We start from the raw sequence: 21,805 nt of genomic DNA, 5'->3' as shown, positions 1-21,805 counted from the left end.
AACCTCCTGTTTTTTGTGTTTGTCGTAATTCACAAAATAAACAAGGAGGTTTTTATTTGGCAAGCCATCCACAAAATTCGGGATGACTCATGTTTCTATTAGCCGGTGACTTAAGTCACCGGCTAATAGAAAGAAATAGAATTAAACAGATTAAACAACTTTTCAAAAGTTGTCTAATCATAATCATTTTCAAATCTTCAAATTCTCAAATCTTCAAATCATTATATTACATCGCCTTTATCTTCTCAATCAACACATCATTGATTTTTTGATAGCTTTCTACCGTCCAGCCAGCGATATGTGGGGTTAATATTACATTTTTCAACTGAAACAATTGGTCATATTGACTTTCCTGTTCAGCAGAAAGTTGCTTCATCTTTTCATTTTCCAATACATCCAAACAAGCCCCTCTGAGTTTTCCATTTTGCAAATGTTTTAATACTGAAGCCACCGAGGCCACTTCTCCACGCGAGGTATTAATCAGGAAAATATTCTTCTTGAATTTTGCCAAATAGTCGTCGTTTATCAACATTTTGGTAGAAGGATTCAGCGGAACGTGTAGCGAAAGTACATCCGCTTTTTCAAAGATTTCGTCCATTTCGACTTCCTTTACCAAGTTTGACGAAAAGCCTGTTTTGTAACAATCATACGCAATTACCTCTACGCCAAAGCCTATCAATCGTTCAGAAAGAGCCTTACCCATGTTGCCATAGCCAATAATGCCCACCGTCATGCCTTTTAGCTCGATACCACGGTTGGCTTCGCGTAGCCAAATTTTCTGCCGTACTTCCGCATCTGCCCAATTGATTTTATTGAATAAGCTCAACAACATCCCCAACGTATGCTCCGCTACGGCATCAGAATTCCCCTCATTGGCGGCAAATAGTTTAATGCCCAATTGCTCTACTGCTTCGATGTCTATCAAATCCAGTCCAGCCCCTGCTCTTCCGATAAATGCTAATTTTTGATTATGGCTTAAAAATTCTTTGTCTATTTTGGTTTTACTTCTAATCAATAAACCTTCATAATCTTTGATGATATTCAATAATTCAGGCCGTTGAATATTGGGTTGGTAGTCGGGTAAAAAACCTAATTCTTCCAGCATCGTCAGGATGCTTGGGTGCATATCATCCGCTATTAAAACTTTCTTCTTCATAATTGTTGCTCGAACCGATCATTAATTCCGCTCTCTTCGGTAAGAGTGTTACTAAAAAAACCTGCCACAGAGGTGACAGGTTCATTTTTCTGTTTACAAATTTAACAGATTAATACTTTACAGAAAAATTAGCGCCTAAAACTTTAACTTTTTCAAGTTGTTCAAGCCGATTTCGATACCCTCCATTGGTGTACGTTTGTAGTTTTCTAATTCTACCACAAAGTATTTTGTTCCTGCAATTTTAGCTGCATTGAAGATTTCTTGGAAGTTAATATCGCCTTCTCCTACTTCTACGGTCACGTTTTTAACTGGATCGTGGTCTTTTACGTGGAAATGTGTAAATCTGCCTGGGTGTTTTTTAAACCATTCTACTGGTTTTTCACCGCCTACTACTACCCAATACAAATCCATTTCGAATGTCACCAAGTTTTTGTCGGTATTGTTCAAAAGTGTTGTATAAAGTTGTTCGCCGTTATACTTCTTGAATTCAAAATCATGGTTGTGGTATCCGAATTTCACACCTGACGCCTTGCAATATTCACCAGCTTTGTTGAAAGTTTCAGCCATTTGCTTCCCAATCAAACGGTCTGGGTCTGACATATACGGAGCAATCACATACTTTTGTCCAACCTTGATAGCATCTTCTACCAATTTCTTGAAATCATCCGAAAGCTGTCCGTTTGCATAGTCTTTTGAAGTAACCATAGCGTGTGCAGATGGCATCTTCAAGCCATTGTCAGCCAACGTTTTAGCATAGTCATCTGGCGTTAAACCAAAGAACTTACCGCCTGAATATCCAAAGCCTTCTACTTCTTTATACCCCATTTTAGCAATTTTAGCTAAAGTGTCTTTGGCATCTACTTTGATGGCATCACGGACAGAATACAACTGTACGCCAATATGACGAGCCTCTTTTTTAGCTGCCCATAAATCATTAGTAAGAAGCGTTGCTCCTGCAGTAGCTAACAAGCTATTTTTCAAAAAGTCACGACGTGATTGTTGTTCGATTGACATTGTTAATTAAGGTTGAATTTAGATTGAATAATATTGTTGAAACCTTGTATTTTGTTTCTTTACCCATAAAGAGAAAGCAAGGTTCTTTTGAGAATTAATGCTTAATCCCTAGCGAGGGACTTAAGTCCCTCGCTAGGGATACGTAATTAAATTAAACTCAATAGCTATTCTAAAGAGAACTGAAGCATTTAAACCTCTCTTTAAAGGTAAGTTTAGTTTACCTGCTCGCTAACCGCCACTACCTCTTTTCTATTCCGTATTACATCAATGGCCGTAAAGATGGCTTCTAGCATTGATGTTTCTTTGGCTATATTTTTACCTGCTATATCATAGGCAGTACCGTGGTCGGGCGAAGTGCGTACTACCGACAAGCCCGCAGTAAAGTTAACGCCATTTTCAAATGAAATATATTTAAAAGGTATCAACCCTTGGTCATGATACATCGCCAAAACGGCATCGTACTGCTTGAATTGAGCATTTCCGAAAAACCCATCCGCAGGAAAAGGCCCAAAAGCCAAGCTTCCTTTTTTTCTGAATTGTTCCAATACGGGGCTAATCACCTCTTTTTCTTCATTGCCCAATAGCCCGTCTTCACCCGCATGTGGGTTTAGTCCCAATACAGCGATTTTAGGTTTCTGAATGCCAAAATCTTCTATCAAAGAAGTAAACATCAGGTTGAGTTTCTGCGTAATTTTTTCTTGTGTAATCGCCCCGCGCACTCTTCCTAAAGGAATATGCCCTGTGACTACCCCAACCCTTAGCACATCCGACACCAAAAACATCAAAGAATCTTTAGCTTCAAACGCTTCGGTGAAATATTCAGTATGTCCGGGGAATTTAAATTCTGCTGATTGAATATTATTTTTATTGATAGGAGCCGTCACGATAGCATGAATATGCCCACCCTTCAAATCTTCCGTAGCTTTTTGTAAGCAAGCCAAAGCGGCAGCACCAGCTTCAGGCGTTACTTTGCCAGGGTTTACTTCGGTTTGTTTGTCGTCCCAACACGTAATGACGTTGGTAAATTTCGGATTGATTTGGTCGATACTCGGGATACTGTGTAGCGCCCAATCTTTTAAATCTAACGCTTTTCGGTAATAAGTAAATACTCTTTGTGAACCATAAATAACAGGCGTACACATCTTCAAGATACGGTTGCTAGTCAATGCTTTCAAAATTACCTCAGGACCTATCCCATTATAATCTCCTAAAGTTATTCCTATGATTGGTTTTTGTTGTTCCATTGTTTTTGTAAAGTAGATGGGCTTTTCTTAGAAAATAACATTTCCCCCATGCTGTAAATTAGAACTGCAAGTTATCTTAAAAGTAGTGGAAATAAAAACAGGGGCATAGAAATTAAAAATTGGCTTTAGGCAAGAGGCTGTAGGCGGTCGGTCATCGGATTTCGGTTTTCAGATTAGGGATGTAGGCAATTGGTTATCAGATTTTGGTTTTCTGTTGTAAGATAAAAAACTCAACTCACTCCTCGAAGTCTCTGACTTCGTGGGTTAGATAAATGACAATCTCAGATTGTCAAGCGGAGAAATACAAAACAAACAGTAGTAGCACGAGTTTTTAACTCGTACATTATTTCACGAGTTGAAAACTCGTGCTACATCCTTGACCTTATTAGATGCAGACTAATGGGGAGGGGAAAAGCCGAAGTCCGAAAACCGACGACCGAAAGCCGATAGCACCAACCCTAAAACTCCAAAGTAAGCTGCTTGCCTACCATCTCATCGGCAGATGCTAGGTTTGATAAAGAAATGCCCAATAGCCTTACGCCCTTTGGAATAGGATATAATTGTTCTAATAATTCAAAGGCTATTTTTTCAAAAAAGGCACTGTCAAAAATAGGAGAGAGGGTCGTCCTGCTCCGTGTGATAATCTGAAAATCATTGAATTTTACCTTTAAGTTTACCGTTCTGCCATAAACATGCGTGCGGTCGCAGTATTTCCATACGTCGTCGATAATAGGTTTTAGTCCCGCTTCTAATTCAACGTTGGTTTCTAAATCTCTCCAAAAGGTATTTTCTGACCCTACCGATTTCCTGATTCTTTCAGGATTCACGGGGCGGTTGTCTATCGCACGGGCGATGTTATAATAATATTTCCCTGCCTTCCCAAAGTGTTTTGTCAGAAAAGCTTCGTCGTATTGGCGTAAATCCAGTCCCGTGAAAATATTCATTTTGTTCATTTTATCGGCCGTTACCCTGCCTATGCCATGAAAACGATATACTTCTAATTGCTCTACAAATTTTTCGCCTTGCTTAGGTTTTATGACAAACAGTCCATCAGGCTTTTTATAGTCGGATGCCAATTTGGCTAAGAATTTATTATACGATACCCCCGCGGAGGCCGTCAGCTGTGTTTTCTCCTTGATTTTTGCCCTAATTTCTATGGCTATTTCTGTGGCAGAGTCTATGCCTTTTAGGTTTTCGGTAACATCTAAATAGGCTTCGTCTAGCGACAGTGGTTCTATCAGATGGGTATATTCCGCAAAAATCTCTCTGATTTGCTTGGAAACAGTCTTATAACTTTCAAAACGGGGTTTGACAAAAATCAAATTAGGGCATTTTCGTGCTGCCATCATCGACGACATCGCTGAACGTACACCAAACTTACGAGCTTCATAACTGGCTGCTGCCACCACGCCACGCTCACGCGAGCCTCCCACTGCAACGGGTTTTCCACGCAAGGCAGGGTTGTCTCTTTGCTCTACAGAAGCATAGAAGGCATCCATATCAATATGAATTATTTTTCGTATGTTTGTTTCGGGCATTGTTTGGGGCTTTCAGCTGTAAGCAATAAGCTATGAGCTTTCAGCTTTCGGATGTCAGTCGTCAGCTTTCACAAACGATTTACTGACAATAGAAAGCCGATATCTGATGACTGATAGCTTATACCAATCACTAACTCACTCATTCACAACTCACTCATTAAAAAAAAACACTCATTCACAATTAAACAACATGTCTCTCGACCAATTACTTAAACAAGATTTCAGTCCAGAATTCCAATTCCAAGCCTCTAGAAGTGGCGGAGCTGGTGGACAGAATGTTAATAAGGTTTCTACCAAGATAGAACTCCGATTCAATATAATCAATTCCGTTTTATTAGACGAAATTCAGAAAAATACGCTTCAAGAAAAACTTAAAAACCAAATTAATGCTGAGGGTGAACTAATCATTGTTTCGCAAGAAGAACGTACTCAACTACGAAACAAACATTTGGCGATTAAAAAGTTTATGGATATACTGAAAAAGGCATTATTTGTTCCCAAAAAACGCAAAGCCAGTCAACCTACTTTGGCTTCTAAAATGGATAGACTCAAAACCAAAAAAATCGCCTCTATCAAAAAAGTGAATAGAAGAGGGATTTCTTTTGAGGAATAGGGGGCTGAATTTGAAAATTTGAGGATTTGAAGATTTGAAAATATACTTAATTTGAAGATTTGAGAATTTGAAGATTTGAAAATATATCTAATTTAAGGATTTGAAGATTTGGTAATTAATTCTTATAAATATTACTATTTCAATTTAAAGATTAGAATAAGTTCAATCCTTCTTACATTCTTTTTATTAATATTTTCAAATCTTCAAATTTCCAAATCTTCAAATTAAGTATTTAATCCCTATTTTTGCACCTTAAAACAGACACAAATGCTTACTCCAAAATCTCAAGGATACTTTTTTCCTGCCGAATGGCATCCACACGTAGCAACTTGGCTTACTTTTCCGCATAACGACCACTCTTGGCAAGGTGACAAACTAGCCAAAATGTACCCACAATATTTTAATTTTATCAAGGCGATTGCTAAAGGTGAAAAGGTTTGCTTGAATGTAAACGACGAAACCCTTAAATCGTTTATTTTGAATGAATTGCCGAAATACGATATTGAACTTTCGCAAATAGAAATATTAGTAAACCCCACCAACGATGCTTGGTGCAGAGACCACGGTCCTGCGTTTTTGATAAACCCAGAAACCAAACAACGCATGATTGTAAACTGGGGATACAACGCATGGGGCGGAAAATATCCTCCATTTGATGATGATAACAATTTGCCTACCAAAATTGCCGAATATCGTGGCTTGAATAGCGTAACACCGGGTATTATTATGGAAGGCGGGTCGGTAGAATTTAACGGAGCAGGCACAGTACTTACCAGTCGCTCATGTTTGTTGAACCCTAATAGAAACCCACATCTGAACCAAGCCCAAATAGAGCAATATTTATGCGATTTCTACGGACAAGAACAGGTGTTATGGGTAAATGATGGCATAGTAGGGGATGATACCGACGGTCATGTGGATGATACCGTTCGTTTTGTCAATGCCGATACCGTAGTTGCGGCTGTTGAATACGATAAAAATGATGATAACTACGAAGTATTGAACGATAATTTGCAGTTGTTAAAACAGATGCGTTTGGTAAATGGCAAACAACTGAATGTCGTGGAATTACCGATGCCTTCAGCAGTAGTAATTGATGAGTTCAGAACACCAGGCTCGTATGCTAACTTCTTGATAACCAATGCTGGCGTAATCGTTCCGACGTATCAATGTAAAAACGATGAGGTAGCGTTAGATATTCTCTCAGGACTTTTTACAGACCGCCCAGTAATTGGTTTAGATGCTACTGACATTATTTGGGGACAAGGCAGTTTTCACTGTTTGTCTCAGCAAGAACCAGCGATATAGAAAATAATAAAAACAAACGTAGGGGTGAATGGTATTCATCCTTGTCGTTTATTTGTTATTCGTTCGTCAAAAGGTCGTATGCAATACGACCCTACATTTTTTAAAATATAAGTCTATCACTAATTAATAAACGCTACAAAATTTACTAACTGCTTGTTCTTCAAAAATCATTGTTTCTCTACAGAAGCATAATCCTGATAAAGGCAGCGTAAGCTATTAAACCATGAAAAAAACACTATTACTCTTTACGCTTATTGCAGGTTTTACACAATCAATAAAAGGACAAACGCAAACAGCATTAACCTCTGTCCCAGTCCCAGTACACGAATTTATGCTTTTCAACATAGACCCCATGTCTGTTTCAATGGGTTATGGAGGAATGGCTCTTTTTACCGACGAAACAGCTACCTATCTCAACCCTGCCATGTTGGTACATTCACCTAATAGAAGCGGTTTCTTTTTAATTGGGGCGAAGTGGCTACCTAATGATATGTATATCTTGAGAGCAGGGGGATATTATCAATTGAATGAAAAAAGTGTCTTATCTAGCAATTTTACTCTTTTTCAAAATGGCATTTTTAACTATGTTGATAATACAGGAGCTTTTAGGGGTTTTTCACCTAAAAGTAGGAGTTGGAGTTGGGCAGTAAATTATACTAGACGATTATCAAACAAAGTGTCAATGGCAGTGGGGATGAAGTATATACATGATAATGTAATGACAATTTCACCATCTACGACTATTGAGATGCTTCCCCTGAATAATGTTGCTTTTGACATCAGTTTGGCACATGTTGATACAGATGTCTTTAAAAAATTCACTATCAATTACGGACTAAATATCGCCAATATTGGTGAAAAAGTTAATATTGGTAACAAACAGTATGCTTTTTTGCCGACCAATTTAAAATTAGGTATAGCACCAAGTTATAAGTTGGATGTTAAAAATAAAGTTGCCTTTACAGTAGATGCCGATAAACTGTTGATTCCTACACCAACTGGAAATCATAATAACGATTCGGCCTTGTCTGCCATGTTCAATTCGTTTTCAGATGCCCCTGGCGGACTCAGCGAAGAGCTAAAGGAAATCACATGGTCGTTAGGAATGCAGTATGCTTATGATGATTTTTTATTTTTGAGGATGGGCAAGTTTCTTGAATCCAAAGACAAAGGTAATCGAAGCTTTACAACGTTGGGTGCTGGCGTTGTGATTAGTAAATTAGTAAACCTTGATTTTGCTTATTCAATTGACGATAACGATGGACCAATTGGTAATAAAGCGATACTTACAGTAGGTTTTAACTTTTCTAGGATTGAAAAATGACGTATGACATACGATTCGTTATTGTCAATAATAATTTGTGTACCAACAATAATACATTCAATAAATAGCGTAGGGACGAATTGCATTCGTCCTTTTCGTCGTCCTATTATTCATCCGCCAAAAGGTCGTATGCCATACGACCCTACTTTTTGTGCCTACGATTGAAAAAACTCCATATCATTTTATCAGTATTTATTATAATACATAATTACGTTAAATAACACGATACAACCACACTATTAATACAACAACCTAAATGAAATTACAAACAATTTACTATCACAATTATGAACAAGGGTTACCTCAAGAAAATAACTATATCCTTGGGCACACCGACGACTCAACTATTATTGTATATCAAGCCTTCAATGATAGTATTGCAAACTATGCTATTGAAAATCAAAAATTTGGGGGACCAGCCTATAGCTTTTCGCGAATGACTTGGATTAAACCCAATTTTCTCTGGATGATGTACAGAAGCGGATGGGCACAAAAAGAAAATCAGAATAGAATTTTAGCCATTGAAATCTCACTTGAAGGCTTTTATAAGCTTTTAGAAGATGGCGTTTTAACACACTTTGATAATATTTATGCTAGCCAACAAGACTGGCAAGAACAACTAAACAACAGTGATGTAAGAATACAATGGGACCCTGACCATAATCTTGCTGGTGATAAACTTAAAAGAAGGGCTATTCAAATTGGTATAAAAGGCAAAGCTCTTGAAGAATTCAACAACCAATATATTAAGTCTATTACAGATATTACCGCTTTTGTAAATGAACAATATCAAACTATTCAGCAAAACGATAAAAACAATTGGATTGAAGTTATCAGCGAGCGTATTGTTGAGGTAAGCCCAGCACTAAAAAAGAAATTAGCTATTCCTGACACATTTATTAGCGATTATATTTTACAACTCATTCAACAATTTGAAACAACAGGAGAGATTGATCATGAAGAATTTGAAAAGCTTTTAAATGATAAAGAACCAAGGGGCGACGAGCGTAGAAAAATGGTAGAGTATATTAAGAATTATAAAAACCTTCACTTTTCAAGATACCTTCTTCAAAAAGCCATTGATTTTCGTAAATCTGATGATGAGGTAGAAGGCAACGACCCTTATATTTGTACGTCTCCCGACCTCTTAATGTTTAGCTATTTCGTTAGCAAGAATAAAACAACAATAGATTTTGATTTAATAATGGAAGCTAAATGTATTGATTTTGATACATGGTGTGGTTTCGATGGTGAAATGATTTTCTATACTTTAGGATTTGAAGGAACTAGAAATTATTTGCAAAACAACGTAGAAAAATTTTCACAAAATACCGTTGATTATTTTCTAGGCTTTACAAAGGAATATCTATACGACGAAATAGCTCCCCGAGCATTTTGGTATTTATGGTATTGAACCTCCTCAGCTTGGAGCAAAATATGTAAGGTTATCTCTGATAAAAACACGATGTTATCATCAAGTATATTTCTTTTATACTTTCTTGAAGTAAACATTTATTTTTATTGTACGGAATTTGCAATTCCATAAAAATCAGATACCTTGCTAAAGATTTCCCATATTGCCCGACGATAAAATATGGCTCTGTTATCGTTTCCACAAACTAGCATCGAAAATTATAATTTTCAATAAACTTTCAAGGAATCAATACTAATGAAACAACGTTTTTACTTATCATAAACAAAGATAACTAGAAACTTGAAACGCCACCCCGCAGGCGAACCGTTCACTCTTTACTAATTACTACTTATGAAATACTTATTTGTAATATTTGCAACGATTTTTTTTGCATTTTCATCGAACAAAGTTTTTGCTCAACTGCCAGTAAAGCCCCTTGCTTCACAAGAAGAGCTTCTGAAAAGTAGCAACGAAACACTAGCGAAAAACAAGAAACTTGTTTACGATATGTGGCGAGAGTTTTTAGAAGGTGGACACCTTGAAGTGGCTGAGAAATACTTCGATGAAAATTATATGCAACACAATCCGAATGCAGCTACAGGCAGAAAAGCAGTGGTTGATTTCTTTGCAAAATTTACAAAACCACAGCCAATATCAAATACCATCAAAGCATCAGTGGTTGCTATTGTTGCTGAGGGCGACCTAGTGATGATAAGTTTTGTAAGAGAACTGCCAGACCCTAATGATAAATCTAAAAAATACACCACCACATGGTTTGACTTATTTAGAATCGAAAACGGGAAAATTGCAGAACATTGGGATTCTGCTGAAAAAATGAAAATGAACTAGCTATAAAGTCATAAAACGAGTAATTTTCATGAGTATTGCTAGATAGTCGTTTCCAACTAAGTCCTACATCTAAAAACCTTGTCAAAGCTAACAACTCAATAGTTGTGTATAGTTAATAGTTTTTTTTGCAATTCCATAAGAGATTAATTAGTTAATAAGAATCTCATTTCTCCGTTAGTTACTTGTGCATAAATTTTAATGCGAAAGCACATTATTTTGAAAGTGTAGGTCAATAGATATTCTCAAGATTCCAGATAATCAGTAGGGACGAATTGCATTCGTCCTTTTCGTCGTCCTATTATTTACCCGCCAAAAGGTCGTATGCAATACGACCCTACAACCAAGTGCATTATTGCTCTTTGTATTCAGTCCACTTTATACCTACTAGATCAAACTTTTTAGTAGTTGGATTAAATTCATAATTTAAGGTATTCCCTTTAAAGCAACCTTTGCTTTCCTTTTCTCTAAAGTCGTAACTATTACTTATTTCTACTTTTGTAGTGTCTTGCAGATTATAATCAAACCAAGGTGATTTTTCGTTCAATAATGCTTTACATTTTGTATCGTTTTTGTCATTTAATAATGCTGGAAAAATATCGCCAAATAGGTCTTTAATTTTAATAGCTTTTAATTTTCCACTGTCGTATTCAAATGCTGTTAAAATCTCTCCATCATTAATAGCATCTGCAATAACGATATAATTATTTGGCTTTATTTTATAAATCGACAACGACCAGCTACCATCCACTACAATCATCCTAAGTGTATTGGGTTTTATAAACGTTAATGCTAAATGAAGTTCGGTAGTGTCAACAACAAAATTGTTTTGCTTAATTAATTTTACAAATGCTCCTCTGTCATTAGGTTTCCATTCCCAATCAATCATTGCACTATCTGGCAAAAGCGTCAGAATATGCAGTAAATCCTTATGGGTGGAATAATCAACTTTTATAGTATCTGGGAGTTTGTTTTCTGTATTTGAAAATTCCTGAGTAGTTTGCACAGCAGTAGTGTCATTTTCAACCAATGCTTGTTGTTCTTGCTTTTTGTCTTTACAAGAAATCAGTAAGAAAGTAAAAAAAATAGCATAAATTACATTATTCATATAGTCATTATTTATTAGGTAGCATACTTCAATTCGTTTAGTTAAACAAATTAAGAAAAATAATCACATATCAAATATGGAAAATGGTAATAATTCACAAGAAAGTAATCCACTCTATTTTTTTTTACATGCAGCAATTGTTTTTATAATATTCATTCTTTTAACTATTTGGATGAATAATAGTCTCCAAGCTGGAGGTGCAGATATAGGCAGATTTGCATTTCAAGGAATATTATATTTTATCCAAATTTTATTCATTCTTATAGCACATAAAGGCACTCCTAATATCAAACCCGCATTCTTTGGTGCAACAGTTACTTTTATTATCGTTTTTATTTATGAAGCTACGTATTAATACTGGCGTATTATAAATATTTGCTAAGCGTAAACAATAATTTATTGCTACAAAAACGCCAGAATGCCTTATAATTAACAATTAATAATCACGACAATGTATCAAAGGCTACATTTTTAAAATATGCTACTAACCGATATTACACTCCAAACATTACTATTACTCTGTTGTTTTGCTTTTTTGGCAGGTTTTATTGATGCCATCGTTGGGGGAGGAGGGCTCATTCAACTCCCTGCCTTATTGATTTTTCTGCCACATTATGCCGTTCCTACCATCATGGGTACGCATAAATTAGCCTCAGTGTCGGGTACGTTGGTGTCGGCATCGCAATATGTACGGAAGGTAAAGGTGGATTGGAAGGTAATTGTGCCAGCGATAATAGTCACCAGTTTGTTCGCTTTGATGGGAGCTAGGTTGGTTACCTCCTTAGATAAAAACCTACTCAAACCCATTATTCTAGTATTGTTGGTACTTGTGTTGATTTATACTTTCCTTAAAAAGGATTTAGGCACCGACCATACCCCTAAATATGATGGTAAAAAGTTTTTGATAGGTGCCTTACTTACAGGTGCTATACTTGGGTTTTATGATGGCTTTTTCGGGCCAGGCATGGGCAGTTTCTTGATTTTTGCCTTTGTTTCTATTTTCGGATTAGACTTCCTCCATGCATCCGCCTATGCTAAAATACTGAATTGTGCTTCCAATATTCCTGCCATCATCTTCTTTATGTCGTCGGGCGATGTACTTTTTCAAGTAGCTATTCCACTGGGTATTGCCAATATTGCAGGCTCGATAATAGGGACAAGACTAGCATTATTAAAGGGCAGTTCCTTTGTAAGAATCTTTTTTCTGATAGTAGTAACGGCCGTTATCGCCAGATTTGGCTATGACATTTGGAAGACAGCCTAAAGGAATTTATATTCTTCATATTACGGTAAGTACTGTGCCATCCAGACATTAGCATACCCACAATTGGGGTCGTTGATTACATGTTTCAGTACTTTAAAATGATGTTCGTCCAACAGCCTTTCGTATTCATGTGAATCTAAAGAGGCATGGAATAAGTTTTCGCCACCATTCATGCCCCAAGCTTCGCCATGTTCTGTGCCAGCAGTGAAAAGTAAAATACCATTAGGATTCAGGTGTTTTTGAAAAAGGGCAAACATCAATGGTTGGTCAGAAGCAGGAAGATGAAAGAAGCTATGCCACGCAATGATGGCATCGAATTGCTTATCGATATCCAACAAACGCATATCTTGTAAAATAAATGTTGTTGACGGGAAGTTGGCCTTAGCAATATCAAGTATTTTACTACTGGCATCTACGCCAACAACATTGAGATTTTTACTAATAAGATATTCCAGCATGGGCTTTCCTGTTCCACAGCCTACGTCTAAAACAGTGCCTTCCGTGGGCAAACGCTGTATTAAATCGTCGAGGTAAGGTTTTTCTATTAAACTATCGTCTTTATTTTCAGCAAACCATGTAGCTATTTTATTATAAACCTCATAAACGTTATTTCTTTCTCCTTGTTCCATAGTAATTGAGCGATTTAGTGAATGAGGGATTATCAATAGTAGCACGAGTTTTCAACTCGTACATTATTCCACGAGTTGAAAACTCGTGCTACTGATACTGCCCTTCCCTACGACAAAGTCTCTAATTGACGAAAGATAGGAATCAGTGATTCCCCTTTTTCAGACAAGGTATATTCTACATGCAAAGGCTTTAGCTTGATAACCATTTTATCTAACAATCCTTGTTCTTCTAACTCTTTCAGGGCAACTGCTATCGACTGCTTGTTCGAACCATCTATTTGGCGGAGTAGTGAATTGAAACGGACAGGTCCTTCGAGTGCTTGGCGGAATATTTGTGGCTTCCATTTGCCAGTTAGTATTTTTAAAAGTCCTTCGGCAGGGCAATTATTCTCAGGCTCCATGTTTAATCTTTTTAGTAGTCAGCTTTTTCTGACTAATTGATTGGTGTTTATATTGTGTTCAACTTTACAGCGAAATTACAACTTTAAAAGATAAAGAGGGCTTTAAAAAGGTAAAAGACTGTAAAAAGCAATCTGAGGGCCATTTTAATAACAACATTTTAGCAACAACTAACTATTGACCTGAGAAATGATTGAAAATAATAATCCACTTTTGTGTGACATCGAAAAAGGGATTTGTGAAATGCCTAACACATACATCACCGACGAACATCAAGATATTACCTCTAAACCTAAAAAACCTGTTAAGATAATTTATTTCACTGATCCTATTTGTTCTTCGTGTTGGGGTATAGAGCCTCAATTACGAAAACTTAAACTCGAATACGGTACGGACATTGAAATTGAGTATCGCATGGGTGGACTGCTACCCAATTGGAATTATTTTAACAGCGGAGGCATAGCAAAGCCCTCTGATGTGGCACACCACTGGGACGAAGTAAGCGAGTATTATGATATGCCTATCGACGGCGACGTCTGGCTAGAAGACCCCCTACACTCATCTTTCCCGCCTTCAGTAGCTTTCAAGGCCGCTCAGCTACAGGACGAAGCGAAGGCTGTGTTGTTCATGCGGAGGATTAGAGAAATGGTTTTTCTAGAAAAGAAAAATATCACTAACTGGGCACATCTTAGCTTGGCTGCTAACGAGGTAGGTTTGGATAGTCAATTATTGAAACATGATTATGAAAACCAAGCCAAAGATTTGTTTCAAGAAGATTTAGCGTTGGCTCAAAAACTAGGCGTAAGGGGCTTCCCGACGTTGTTTTTCGCGGATGGCTCGCACCTAAAAACACAAACAGTATATGGTTTCAGACCTTACCAAGCTTTTGAAAATGCCATACTAAATACATTTCCAAAAGCCACAAAATATGAATATGATGCTAGCTGGACCTACTTATTTAACAAGTATCCACGCCTGACGACCCGAGAATTTGCTGAATTAAGTGGCAATACGAAGTCTGACAGCGAAAAATTATTACAACAGCTAACGACACAAGGCAAACTCAGTAGAACAGACATTAAGAACGGGACAATCTGGACTATCAACAAAGACCAAACCCCAACGACATAACCTAATTATGAAAAGATTGAAATAGTTGTACCCTTCATACGTGCTTCAGACCTTCATTGGTTTGAAGCATTTTTGGTTTTTTATGGACTTGCTTTCTAGTTTATCCAACCTCCATACTTTGTAAAATGCGAATCTGTAGTACGAGTTTTCAACTCGTGTATTATTTACTTACGAGTTGAAAACTCGTGCTACATTCATCCTTCAATCCTAAAGTCTTATACTGGTCGTAGCGTCCGCTAAGACCCCAAAGAAAAAAGAGCATCACGCTCGAATATGAATATTTATTTCTAACTCATAAAGCGAGCGTGACGCTCTTTACTATCTTAGGTCGTAGCCGATGCTACGACCAGTTTGGGGCAAAAATAATGGTAATAATAGCCTACAACTAATTAATCTTAATATTTATTGAACCACCACTTTTATAAAACTTACCTGCATAATTTTTACACTCGACTTTTAACTTATTAGGTGAAAAATTTATATTTAACATTTCACCAATAATATCTAAATCACAAATAACACAAGTATCTAAATAGTCAAAAGTTTTATCAGAATTCTTTGAATAAATCTTTAATGGTATCTTAGAAGCAACCTTATAATTCAGGTTTAAAATCTTTAAATTAAAATCATCAAAAATAAATATACTATCGTTTACGACAACAGGATTACAGGCATTTTTAAATGATTGCTTAGAAATAGAGATTTTATGACTAGTATTATCAATAGTAAAGATTCTCCCTATGCTATTGCCGTCTTCACTGTAAAAATCGTACAAGACAAAGCATGTATATTTATCTCTTGAAAATATCTTTGAAATACCTTGTGCTTTCCCTTTCAATATTACCTTTTTAGTTGAGTCAGAAATATTTACATGATAGTCGGTGTCATTAATTTCTTTAAGCTGAATTTTTAAACCAATTTTCTTTAAAAGAATCTCATTATGATCATTTAAAATATAAAGGTCTTCTTTTTTGTAATTTTTAGCAACCGTTAAAATAGTAGATTGCCCAAATACATTAACGATTGATAGTAGTATAAATAGTATAATACTAATAAAAGGTATCTTTTTGATATTTAGACTATTATGCATTTTTTTATTATTTGAAAATCAGAGAACTCCTTTGCTTGGCGTAGTGTTTCATTCCGTCAGCGTGTCAGGCGTTTGTAGAACGCAGTGGCTAACAGTACACTGAATACATCACTTGCAAAAAATAAAAAAATGCGTTGTATTTTTGCAATGTAACATTACACCAAGCGTGGATTATATACAAAAAAGAAATAAATGAAATCTATAAAATTAATTTTCGTATTGAATATTCTCTTTTTTTTTGCTGGAAATGCACAAAAAAAACTTTCTACCTGTGAGGATGTAAGTCTTAAAGGCTACATTATCAATCAATACAAAGAAAGTGAAATAATAGCGTCAAAAGATACATCAATTCATATGATTGATTTCTACTATAAATCTTATTTTATTCCAATACAGAATAGTTTAATTAATGACAAAACCTTTGATTCTTTAAATGTAATAAATTATAAAGAAGGATTGTATTTTTTCCCTAATGCAAATACGGATGAATTCATTAGTAAATACTGTGGTAATTTAAAAAAAGAATCCAATTTTATAAGAGCTAAAAAAGGATTAAATTCCTTCTTTCAGATTGTGAATAGAAAGGATGAATTTTTATATAAATTTGAATACAATGAATGTGAGGCCATTAAAACTTTAATTCCTAACACAGCAATAAATTCTTTTCTACTAAACATTCCTTACAATAAAAATTATGATAATCTTATATGTTTCTTTATTTATAGAGATGTCATAAAAGAAGAAATTAAGGAAATTGATAATGAGAAATTTTTAAAAGTCAAATAACACCTATCGCCGTAGTTTGTGTCTTCACAAACTACTAATCCGACGATAGCAGCGTTACATTTAAGTATTATATTCATTAATGGTTTTCTTTGGGGTCGTAGCCGATGCTACGACCAGTTTGGAGTAACTAGTAGTACACTGAATACATCACTTGCAAAAAATATAAAATGCAATGTAACATTGCAGTACGCACTGATGTAGTATAACACTATGCCAAGCGTGGGTATTGCCCATAACTAACAAATGATACGAAAAATGCTAAATAAAGAAATAAACTAATTTTCTGAGTAAATAAATGTATTGTTGCCATGTTTCTTTTTGTTTAGGGAAAACCAATAATTTAATTGAATAGATAATGAATTTGAAGTTACTATGGTTGGATATGCTATACCTGTAATAGGTGAAATATTACTATCTCTTATATCAGAAATACCTAAGTTGTATTTCACATTCACAGAAATTGGCAATTTTAAGTATGACTGTAAATTCAAATCTGCAGCCGCTAAAAATCCCCAATTAAAAGAACTATAGTTTATGATAGTGCCATTTTTACATGTACAAGTATCATTTCCTAAACTCTTCGTTGTTATATAGGGTGTAAGTATCTTGCCTAAAAATACACCTACTCCGAGAGACAGACTTCTAAATTTTAATTTTTTTAAATTGAGTCTTGAATTGATAGATAAATCGGTCTGAATATATGGGAGAATAAAATCATCTTGGTATTGCATATTTGCTACAAATGGATTATTATATTTATCTATATAACCAATCGTTACAAAGTCAGTTTGTAGTTTAATTTTATAGTTTTTATTAACATTTTTGACAACTGCAACCCCAAAAATTGGTCTTATTAATGTCTTATTCGTAAATAACCTATTAGTTTTTCCGTAATAAGAAGTTATTACTCCCAGTTCTGGACTTATTTCCCAACTCGGTTCAATTGTATTTTGTGAGATACCCGTTGAATTGATTGAGAGTACTAGAATTATTAACAAAAATAGTCGGTTTGGGTAGCGTGCTTTTATTTCCATATAAGTTTAGTTTTATCTTAAAGTAGTTGCAAGAATATATTTCAAACAAATATAAATGGAGAATTATATACTTAAAAGGAAAAAAATATGACATTTCACGCCAAAACACGACAAAGCTTTCGCTTGGCGTAGTCTTAGACTCAATGTCGTCAACTTAAGATAACCCTGTCAAATTATTATACAAAATCCCTATCAAGCTAAATAAGAATTTTGTATAGAAGCAGGCTAAAATGCTTGCAAACAAAACCCTTTATTAAGTAAAGGGCTACATTGTAAAAATGACAATTTCCTTAAGTTGACGACATTGGGTGTAACACTATGCCAAGCGTAGGGGAAAAATATTTATTGCATATTTCGTAATAAATATTTATTTTTAGACACAACTGGACTTAGAAAATAACTGAACAAAGTCAGAGTCATGTGATATAACTACCACAAACTTAAAAGAACATTATGTCTAGCGGTTATACGTAAGTTTAATGACTATTCAATGAGACGACCAAGAGATCCCCCTGCTTTATATTTTTGGAGGTTTAAACCTAAAGAGTATAAATTCCCCTATTATTAAGATGGAGACCAGTAACCATTTCTAAACGGGGCGACACCGAAAAGCCAAATGAGTAGGGATTTTTAAACAAAAAAAATGGAAAAGATAATAACTTTATTGTTGGTAATTCTTCTAACGAGTTTTTGTAATGCTCAGTCTGTGATTGTTAGTGCTTCTGAACCTGATGCAAAAATTATTGTTGATGGTCAAAATTTAGGTACGGGTACTTTGAAAATAAAAATACCAAGAGAAACTTGCGTAAATGTAAAAATACAGAAAGTTGGTTTTCTAAAATACGAACAAGTTTATTGTTCTAAAAGAGGAGGTACCGTTCCCCCTAAACAACAGTTTTTTGAAATGAAAAAGGATGATGCTGAAGAAGCGTCAATTAAGACAGACCAAGCAAACGTCGACTTTTCAGTTATTGTAAATGATAAATTTAATACTTCAGAAAGCTGGAAACTTACGACACAAATTGTGACGGATTACTTTGACGCTATAGAAGTTAGTGATAAAGAAACTTCTTATTTACGGACAGCATGGAGTATTCAATCGTTTGAACAGAATACTATTAGAACAAGATTAATTATTAAATTAGCCAATTCTAGCCCTCTGACCTTCAAGGTAAAACTCGTTAGCGAGTATTCTGGTATTGCTGGGACAAGTGTCAAAGCAGATGAACAATTTAGAGAATGGGATAGGATATTAAGAAAGTATCAGAATATAATAAGTGACTTCAATACTCGATTGGGAGGTAAATAAGAAAAGAGAGAGATTTTGCAACATGAAAAATCAGACCACAACAAGCTAGTCTTTATTTTTTTGACTTAAACCCTAAAAAATATGCAGTTTCAAACTATACATACTTTGTAATTACAGATATTTTTCGCCTTTGTTAGTGATAATTCTAACGAGGGCGAAAACTAAATATAAACTCTAATGAAAAAAATAATTTTCCTCATTTTAAGCTATATAGCCTTTTCTTTTACCACTAATGCTCAAAGTCGTTTCGGCATAAAAGCTGGTGCTAACTTCGCCAACCTTACATTTTCTTCGGGAGGAGTTTCTTCTACGATGAATTCAATTACAGGTGCTAATATTGGAGTTACATTTGAAACAAGACTCTCTGACAGGTTCATATTGCGAAACGATGTACTTTGGTCACAAAAAGGAGGGATTACTGAAGATAGTGGAAACAATATTAAAACTACAATAGATTACTTAGAAGTGCCTTTTAATTTTTTATATGAACCAACATACTACTCTTTCGTAGGCGTTGGTCCTTATGTAGGTTATGGCTTCACTGGAACAATTGTCTCTAATGGAAAATCATCTGAAATGACATTCGAAGATGGCGGATTTAAAAGACTAGATTACGGTTTAAATTTAACTGCGGGCTATGAAGTCTTTGAGGGTTTGGTTTTAAGTGCTAATTATTCTTTGGGTTTTGGAAATATTATTGACAGTAACACAGCAGCATTTAAAAATAAAGTAATTGGAATCTCAGTTACCAAGTTTTTCAAAAGCAAGTAATTTTTCAGTACGTAATGACATTGAGTGTAATACTACGCCAAGCTTAGGCACTGACGGAGTATTACATTCTCCCAAGCATTGGAAAGCCAGTGAATTATGAAAAATAATTAGAAGGCAAACTAATCAATGGAGAATAGTCCGTTTTCCAAATATCAAGTTCGAATAATCTTCCTTGTTTATCTACATTCAAAGAAGCTATCACAGTTGTACCATCTTCGTCTAAGAATAAATATTCACTAATTTGCCATCCAAACTGACGTTCTTCTGGTATTATTCCTTCAGGGTATAAGGTAAGGCTTCCCATTCCTCCATCATTCATGGGTGATACTAACAACTTTTCTTCCCAATCATCAGAAATAGTTACAGAGGCTTTTGAAATCAAATGTGCTAAAAGCTTTTCTTCTTTAGGTAAGGCTTTCCTGATATTCATAAAACTGTGTATATGTGTTTACAACAATCAGAGATTGTTATTTATCCGTACCACGAAGTCAGAGACTTCTGTAGTAAGAGTTTTCAACTCGTATATTATTTACTCACGAGTTGGAAACTCGTGCTACTGATACCTATAAATTTACTGCTACGCTTAAATCTAAATCCCTGAAGGTATTTATTAAACATACTTTCTGAAAAGTACTTAGGTCGGTAGTTTTGATGATTCTTTCTTTTACCAATCCTTTATCCAATAATTGCTGTCGGCGAGTGCCTTTTAATAGGGGAGTGGCAGGGACGAACCATTCCGTGCCGTCATAAAAAGCTAAACAGGCTATCGTACAGTCGGTTATCAGTCCATTTTGCACAATGATTACTTCGTCCGCATCTGGATATTGTTGTAGCAAATCGGTAAAAACCTGTCGATTGGCGTATTTATGAGAATAGTCTATCGTTGGCACATCTACCACTTGCAAATGCCTAATATCTTTAAAAATATAAGGAGCAAAAGTGATTTCCTGAATATTTTCTTCATACAATACCCTACAACGCACGGTGCCAGTGAGATAATCTGCTGGAATCTGGATGATGTCTTCTAGCTTTACTGCTGTATCTACATGGAATAATGCCTTGCGAGAAGCATTAAATCGCTGATTATGATAGGCTATATGCTGAAATTTCCCGTCTTTGATTTGTATCGTTTCTAATAATTGCATAGCTTGTAAACATCTGTTCGTCAATCAACCTCAAAGATATGAAACATCTGAATGATTTATTATTACTCGGTGACCCACGTTTGTACGAAATATCAAAGCCCATCACCCATGACGAGCTACCGCTTGTGAAAGAATGGGTAGCCGATATGCATAATGTGATGGAGGAAATCAGGACAAAATACCATTTTGGTCGGGCTATCGCTGCGCCACAATTGGGTATTATGAAACGCCTGATTTATATGAACATCGATAAGCCCGTGGTATTTATCAATCCTGTTTTTGAGAATGTCAGTGAAGAGATGTTTGAACTTTGGGACGATTGCATGAGTTTCCCCAACCTGTTGGTAAAGGTAAAAAGGCATAAGTCGCTAACGATAAATTATTTAAACGAAAATTGGCAATTGCAGACTTGGCACATGGAAGATGCCCTCTCTGAACTTTTACAACATGAATACGACCATCTGAATGGCGTTTTATGTACCATGAGGGCTGTAGATGACAAGGCTTTTAAGTGGCGAAGCTGATAATGAGGTTTGAATGTAGATTATTTTATACGTAAGTAGAGTATTTTGCTCATATTTCCGCATATAGTATTGTTTTACCCGCAGATTTTGCTGATTTATACCGCAGATTTGCGCTGATATTATTTGTCAGCGTAAATCTGCGGTAAAATCTCTGAAAA

Annotated in this window: 23 protein-coding genes; 12 read left to right on the top strand and 11 right to left on the bottom strand. The window is 35.6% G+C overall.

The window, feature by feature from the left end; all coding sequences use genetic code 11:
• Positions 1–226: 226 nt before the first annotated feature.
• The 4 genes from J2Y60_RS22920 to dinB form a co-directional block, all read right to left on the bottom strand.
• Positions 227–1,156: an NAD(P)-dependent oxidoreductase gene (locus J2Y60_RS22920; protein WP_309923916.1), complete on the bottom strand. Its 930-nt coding sequence runs from the start codon at positions 1,154–1,156 to the stop codon at positions 227–229.
• Positions 1,157–1,291: 135 nt separating this feature from the next.
• Positions 1,292–2,170 carry a sugar phosphate isomerase/epimerase gene (locus J2Y60_RS22915; protein ID WP_309923918.1) on the bottom strand — a complete coding sequence of 293 codons (879 nt, stop codon included), beginning with the start codon at positions 2,168–2,170 and terminating at the stop codon, positions 1,292–1,294.
• A gap of 212 nt (positions 2,171–2,382) precedes the next feature.
• A complete protein-coding gene (gene pdxA, locus J2Y60_RS22910) occupies positions 2,383–3,414 on the bottom strand; it encodes a 4-hydroxythreonine-4-phosphate dehydrogenase PdxA (protein WP_309923921.1) in 1,032 nt (343 codons plus the stop codon).
• A gap of 458 nt (positions 3,415–3,872) precedes the next feature.
• A complete protein-coding gene (gene dinB / locus J2Y60_RS22905; RefSeq protein WP_309923924.1) occupies positions 3,873–4,952 on the bottom strand; it encodes a DNA polymerase IV in 1,080 nt (359 codons plus the stop codon).
• A gap of 190 nt (positions 4,953–5,142) precedes the next feature.
• Between dinB and arfB the strand changes: the two genes are divergently transcribed.
• From arfB to J2Y60_RS22880, 5 genes are all read left to right on the top strand, one after another.
• Positions 5,143–5,565, top strand: coding sequence for an alternative ribosome rescue aminoacyl-tRNA hydrolase ArfB (arfB, locus tag J2Y60_RS22900; RefSeq protein ID WP_309923927.1), 423 nt, complete (start codon positions 5,143–5,145; stop codon positions 5,563–5,565).
• A 267-nt stretch (positions 5,566–5,832) separates the two neighbouring features.
• Positions 5,833–6,873 (top strand): agmatine deiminase family protein, encoded by a 1,041-nt coding sequence (locus J2Y60_RS22895; RefSeq protein ID WP_309923929.1) that lies wholly within the window; start codon positions 5,833–5,835, stop codon positions 6,871–6,873.
• A 223-nt stretch (positions 6,874–7,096) separates the two neighbouring features.
• Positions 7,097–8,197, top strand: coding sequence for a PorV/PorQ family protein (locus tag J2Y60_RS22890; protein WP_309923931.1), 1,101 nt, complete (start codon positions 7,097–7,099; stop codon positions 8,195–8,197).
• Positions 8,198–8,453: 256 nt separating this feature from the next.
• A complete protein-coding gene (locus J2Y60_RS22885; RefSeq protein WP_309923933.1) occupies positions 8,454–9,611 on the top strand; it encodes a DUF4291 domain-containing protein in 1,158 nt (385 codons plus the stop codon).
• 351 nt (positions 9,612–9,962) lie between these two features.
• On the top strand, positions 9,963–10,460 hold the full coding sequence (locus tag J2Y60_RS22880; protein WP_309923936.1) for an ester cyclase: 498 nt from the start codon (positions 9,963–9,965) through the stop codon (positions 10,458–10,460).
• A gap of 349 nt (positions 10,461–10,809) precedes the next feature.
• Here the strand turns inward: J2Y60_RS22880 and J2Y60_RS22875 are convergent, their stop codons facing one another.
• Entirely contained in the window at positions 10,810–11,565 is a 756-nt protein-coding gene (locus tag J2Y60_RS22875; protein WP_309923938.1) for a hypothetical protein, read from the bottom strand.
• A gap of 76 nt (positions 11,566–11,641) precedes the next feature.
• Here J2Y60_RS22875 and J2Y60_RS22870 point away from each other — a divergent pair, with 76 nt between their 5' ends.
• Both J2Y60_RS22870 and J2Y60_RS22865 read left to right on the top strand, forming a co-directional pair.
• The gene (locus J2Y60_RS22870; protein WP_309923939.1) at positions 11,642–11,920 is read left to right on the top strand and encodes a hypothetical protein; all 279 of its coding nucleotides are present in this window, start codon (positions 11,642–11,644) and stop codon (positions 11,918–11,920) included.
• 123 nt (positions 11,921–12,043) lie between these two features.
• Positions 12,044–12,829, top strand: a complete 786-nt coding sequence (locus tag J2Y60_RS22865) for a TSUP family transporter (RefSeq protein ID WP_309923941.1) — start codon at positions 12,044–12,046, stop codon at positions 12,827–12,829.
• Between the two features lie 20 nt (positions 12,830–12,849).
• On the opposite strand, the gene J2Y60_RS22860 is transcribed toward J2Y60_RS22865, so the two are convergent.
• Both J2Y60_RS22860 and J2Y60_RS22855 read right to left on the bottom strand, forming a co-directional pair.
• Positions 12,850–13,458, bottom strand: a complete 609-nt coding sequence (locus J2Y60_RS22860; protein WP_309923943.1) for a class I SAM-dependent methyltransferase — start codon at positions 13,456–13,458, stop codon at positions 12,850–12,852.
• A 107-nt stretch (positions 13,459–13,565) separates the two neighbouring features.
• Positions 13,566–13,859: a helix-turn-helix domain-containing protein gene (locus J2Y60_RS22855; protein WP_309923946.1), complete on the bottom strand. Its 294-nt coding sequence runs from the start codon at positions 13,857–13,859 to the stop codon at positions 13,566–13,568.
• A 187-nt stretch (positions 13,860–14,046) separates the two neighbouring features.
• Here J2Y60_RS22855 and J2Y60_RS22850 point away from each other — a divergent pair, with 187 nt between their 5' ends.
• Positions 14,047–14,988 carry a DsbA family protein gene (locus J2Y60_RS22850; protein ID WP_309923948.1) on the top strand — a complete coding sequence of 314 codons (942 nt, stop codon included), beginning with the start codon at positions 14,047–14,049 and terminating at the stop codon, positions 14,986–14,988.
• A 385-nt stretch (positions 14,989–15,373) separates the two neighbouring features.
• Here the strand turns inward: J2Y60_RS22850 and J2Y60_RS22845 are convergent, their stop codons facing one another.
• Positions 15,374–16,078, bottom strand: coding sequence for a hypothetical protein (locus J2Y60_RS22845; protein WP_309923950.1), 705 nt, complete (start codon positions 16,076–16,078; stop codon positions 15,374–15,376).
• Positions 16,079–16,270: 192 nt separating this feature from the next.
• Here J2Y60_RS22845 and J2Y60_RS22840 point away from each other — a divergent pair, with 192 nt between their 5' ends.
• Positions 16,271–16,864 (top strand): hypothetical protein, encoded by a 594-nt coding sequence (locus tag J2Y60_RS22840; RefSeq protein ID WP_309923952.1) that lies wholly within the window; start codon positions 16,271–16,273, stop codon positions 16,862–16,864.
• A 275-nt stretch (positions 16,865–17,139) separates the two neighbouring features.
• On the opposite strand, the gene J2Y60_RS22835 is transcribed toward J2Y60_RS22840, so the two are convergent.
• The gene (locus J2Y60_RS22835; RefSeq protein WP_309923953.1) at positions 17,140–17,898 is read right to left on the bottom strand and encodes a hypothetical protein; all 759 of its coding nucleotides are present in this window, start codon (positions 17,896–17,898) and stop codon (positions 17,140–17,142) included.
• A gap of 643 nt (positions 17,899–18,541) precedes the next feature.
• Here J2Y60_RS22835 and J2Y60_RS22830 point away from each other — a divergent pair.
• Entirely contained in the window at positions 18,542–19,207 is a 666-nt protein-coding gene (locus J2Y60_RS22830) for a hypothetical protein (protein WP_309923956.1), read from the top strand.
• 177 nt (positions 19,208–19,384) lie between these two features.
• The gene (locus J2Y60_RS22825) at positions 19,385–19,978 is read left to right on the top strand and encodes a porin family protein (RefSeq protein ID WP_309923958.1); all 594 of its coding nucleotides are present in this window, start codon (positions 19,385–19,387) and stop codon (positions 19,976–19,978) included.
• Positions 19,979–20,072: 94 nt separating this feature from the next.
• On the opposite strand, the gene J2Y60_RS22820 is transcribed toward J2Y60_RS22825, so the two are convergent.
• Entirely contained in the window at positions 20,073–20,408 is a 336-nt protein-coding gene (locus J2Y60_RS22820) for a DUF6984 family protein (RefSeq protein ID WP_309923961.1), read from the bottom strand.
• Positions 20,409–20,541: 133 nt separating this feature from the next.
• A complete protein-coding gene (locus J2Y60_RS22815) occupies positions 20,542–21,123 on the bottom strand; it encodes an aminotransferase class IV (protein WP_309923963.1) in 582 nt (193 codons plus the stop codon).
• A gap of 38 nt (positions 21,124–21,161) precedes the next feature.
• On the opposite strand from J2Y60_RS22815, the gene J2Y60_RS22810 reads away from it, so the two are divergent.
• Complete coding sequence (locus J2Y60_RS22810; RefSeq protein ID WP_309923966.1) at positions 21,162–21,647, top strand: peptide deformylase; 486 nt, start codon at positions 21,162–21,164, stop codon at positions 21,645–21,647.
• The last annotated feature ends 158 nt before the right edge of the window (positions 21,648–21,805 follow it).

The organism is Arcicella sp. BE140 (assembly GCF_031456255.1).
GTDB classification, from domain to species: Bacteria; Bacteroidota; Bacteroidia; order Cytophagales; family Spirosomataceae; genus Arcicella; species Arcicella aquatica.
Note: the sequence above shows the minus strand (reverse complement) of the source record. Positions and strands in the feature narration are given on the sequence as shown.

Bases quoted from the DNA above. Each gene is read 5' to 3' on its own strand.
- J2Y60_RS22920 (WP_309923916.1), bottom strand. From the start codon at position 1,156: ATGAAGAAGAAAGTTTTAATAGCGGATGATATGCACCCAAGCATCCTG.
- J2Y60_RS22915 (WP_309923918.1), bottom strand. From the start codon at position 2,170: ATGTCAATCGAACAACAATCACGTCGTGACTTTTTGAAAAATAGCTTG.
- pdxA (WP_309923921.1), bottom strand. From the start codon at position 3,414: ATGGAACAACAAAAACCAATCATAGGAATAACTTTAGGAGATTATAAT.
- dinB (WP_309923924.1), bottom strand. From the start codon at position 4,952: ATGCCCGAAACAAACATACGAAAAATAATTCATATTGATATGGATGCC.
- arfB (WP_309923927.1), top strand. From the start codon at position 5,143: ATGTCTCTCGACCAATTACTTAAACAAGATTTCAGTCCAGAATTCCAA.
- J2Y60_RS22895 (WP_309923929.1), top strand. From the start codon at position 5,833: ATGCTTACTCCAAAATCTCAAGGATACTTTTTTCCTGCCGAATGGCAT.
- J2Y60_RS22890 (WP_309923931.1), top strand. From the start codon at position 7,097: ATGAAAAAAACACTATTACTCTTTACGCTTATTGCAGGTTTTACACAA.
- J2Y60_RS22885 (WP_309923933.1), top strand. From the start codon at position 8,454: ATGAAATTACAAACAATTTACTATCACAATTATGAACAAGGGTTACCT.
- J2Y60_RS22880 (WP_309923936.1), top strand. From the start codon at position 9,963: ATGAAATACTTATTTGTAATATTTGCAACGATTTTTTTTGCATTTTCA.
- J2Y60_RS22875 (WP_309923938.1), bottom strand. From the start codon at position 11,565: ATGAATAATGTAATTTATGCTATTTTTTTTACTTTCTTACTGATTTCT.
- J2Y60_RS22870 (WP_309923939.1), top strand. From the start codon at position 11,642: ATGGAAAATGGTAATAATTCACAAGAAAGTAATCCACTCTATTTTTTT.
- J2Y60_RS22865 (WP_309923941.1), top strand. From the start codon at position 12,044: ATGCTACTAACCGATATTACACTCCAAACATTACTATTACTCTGTTGT.
- J2Y60_RS22860 (WP_309923943.1), bottom strand. From the start codon at position 13,458: ATGGAACAAGGAGAAAGAAATAACGTTTATGAGGTTTATAATAAAATA.
- J2Y60_RS22855 (WP_309923946.1), bottom strand. From the start codon at position 13,859: ATGGAGCCTGAGAATAATTGCCCTGCCGAAGGACTTTTAAAAATACTA.
- J2Y60_RS22850 (WP_309923948.1), top strand. From the start codon at position 14,047: ATGATTGAAAATAATAATCCACTTTTGTGTGACATCGAAAAAGGGATT.
- J2Y60_RS22845 (WP_309923950.1), bottom strand. From the start codon at position 16,078: ATGCATAATAGTCTAAATATCAAAAAGATACCTTTTATTAGTATTATA.
- J2Y60_RS22840 (WP_309923952.1), top strand. From the start codon at position 16,271: ATGAAATCTATAAAATTAATTTTCGTATTGAATATTCTCTTTTTTTTT.
- J2Y60_RS22835 (WP_309923953.1), bottom strand. From the start codon at position 17,898: ATGGAAATAAAAGCACGCTACCCAAACCGACTATTTTTGTTAATAATT.
- J2Y60_RS22830 (WP_309923956.1), top strand. From the start codon at position 18,542: ATGGAAAAGATAATAACTTTATTGTTGGTAATTCTTCTAACGAGTTTT.
- J2Y60_RS22825 (WP_309923958.1), top strand. From the start codon at position 19,385: ATGAAAAAAATAATTTTCCTCATTTTAAGCTATATAGCCTTTTCTTTT.
- J2Y60_RS22820 (WP_309923961.1), bottom strand. From the start codon at position 20,408: ATGAATATCAGGAAAGCCTTACCTAAAGAAGAAAAGCTTTTAGCACAT.
- J2Y60_RS22815 (WP_309923963.1), bottom strand. From the start codon at position 21,123: ATGCAATTATTAGAAACGATACAAATCAAAGACGGGAAATTTCAGCAT.
- J2Y60_RS22810 (WP_309923966.1), top strand. From the start codon at position 21,162: ATGAAACATCTGAATGATTTATTATTACTCGGTGACCCACGTTTGTAC.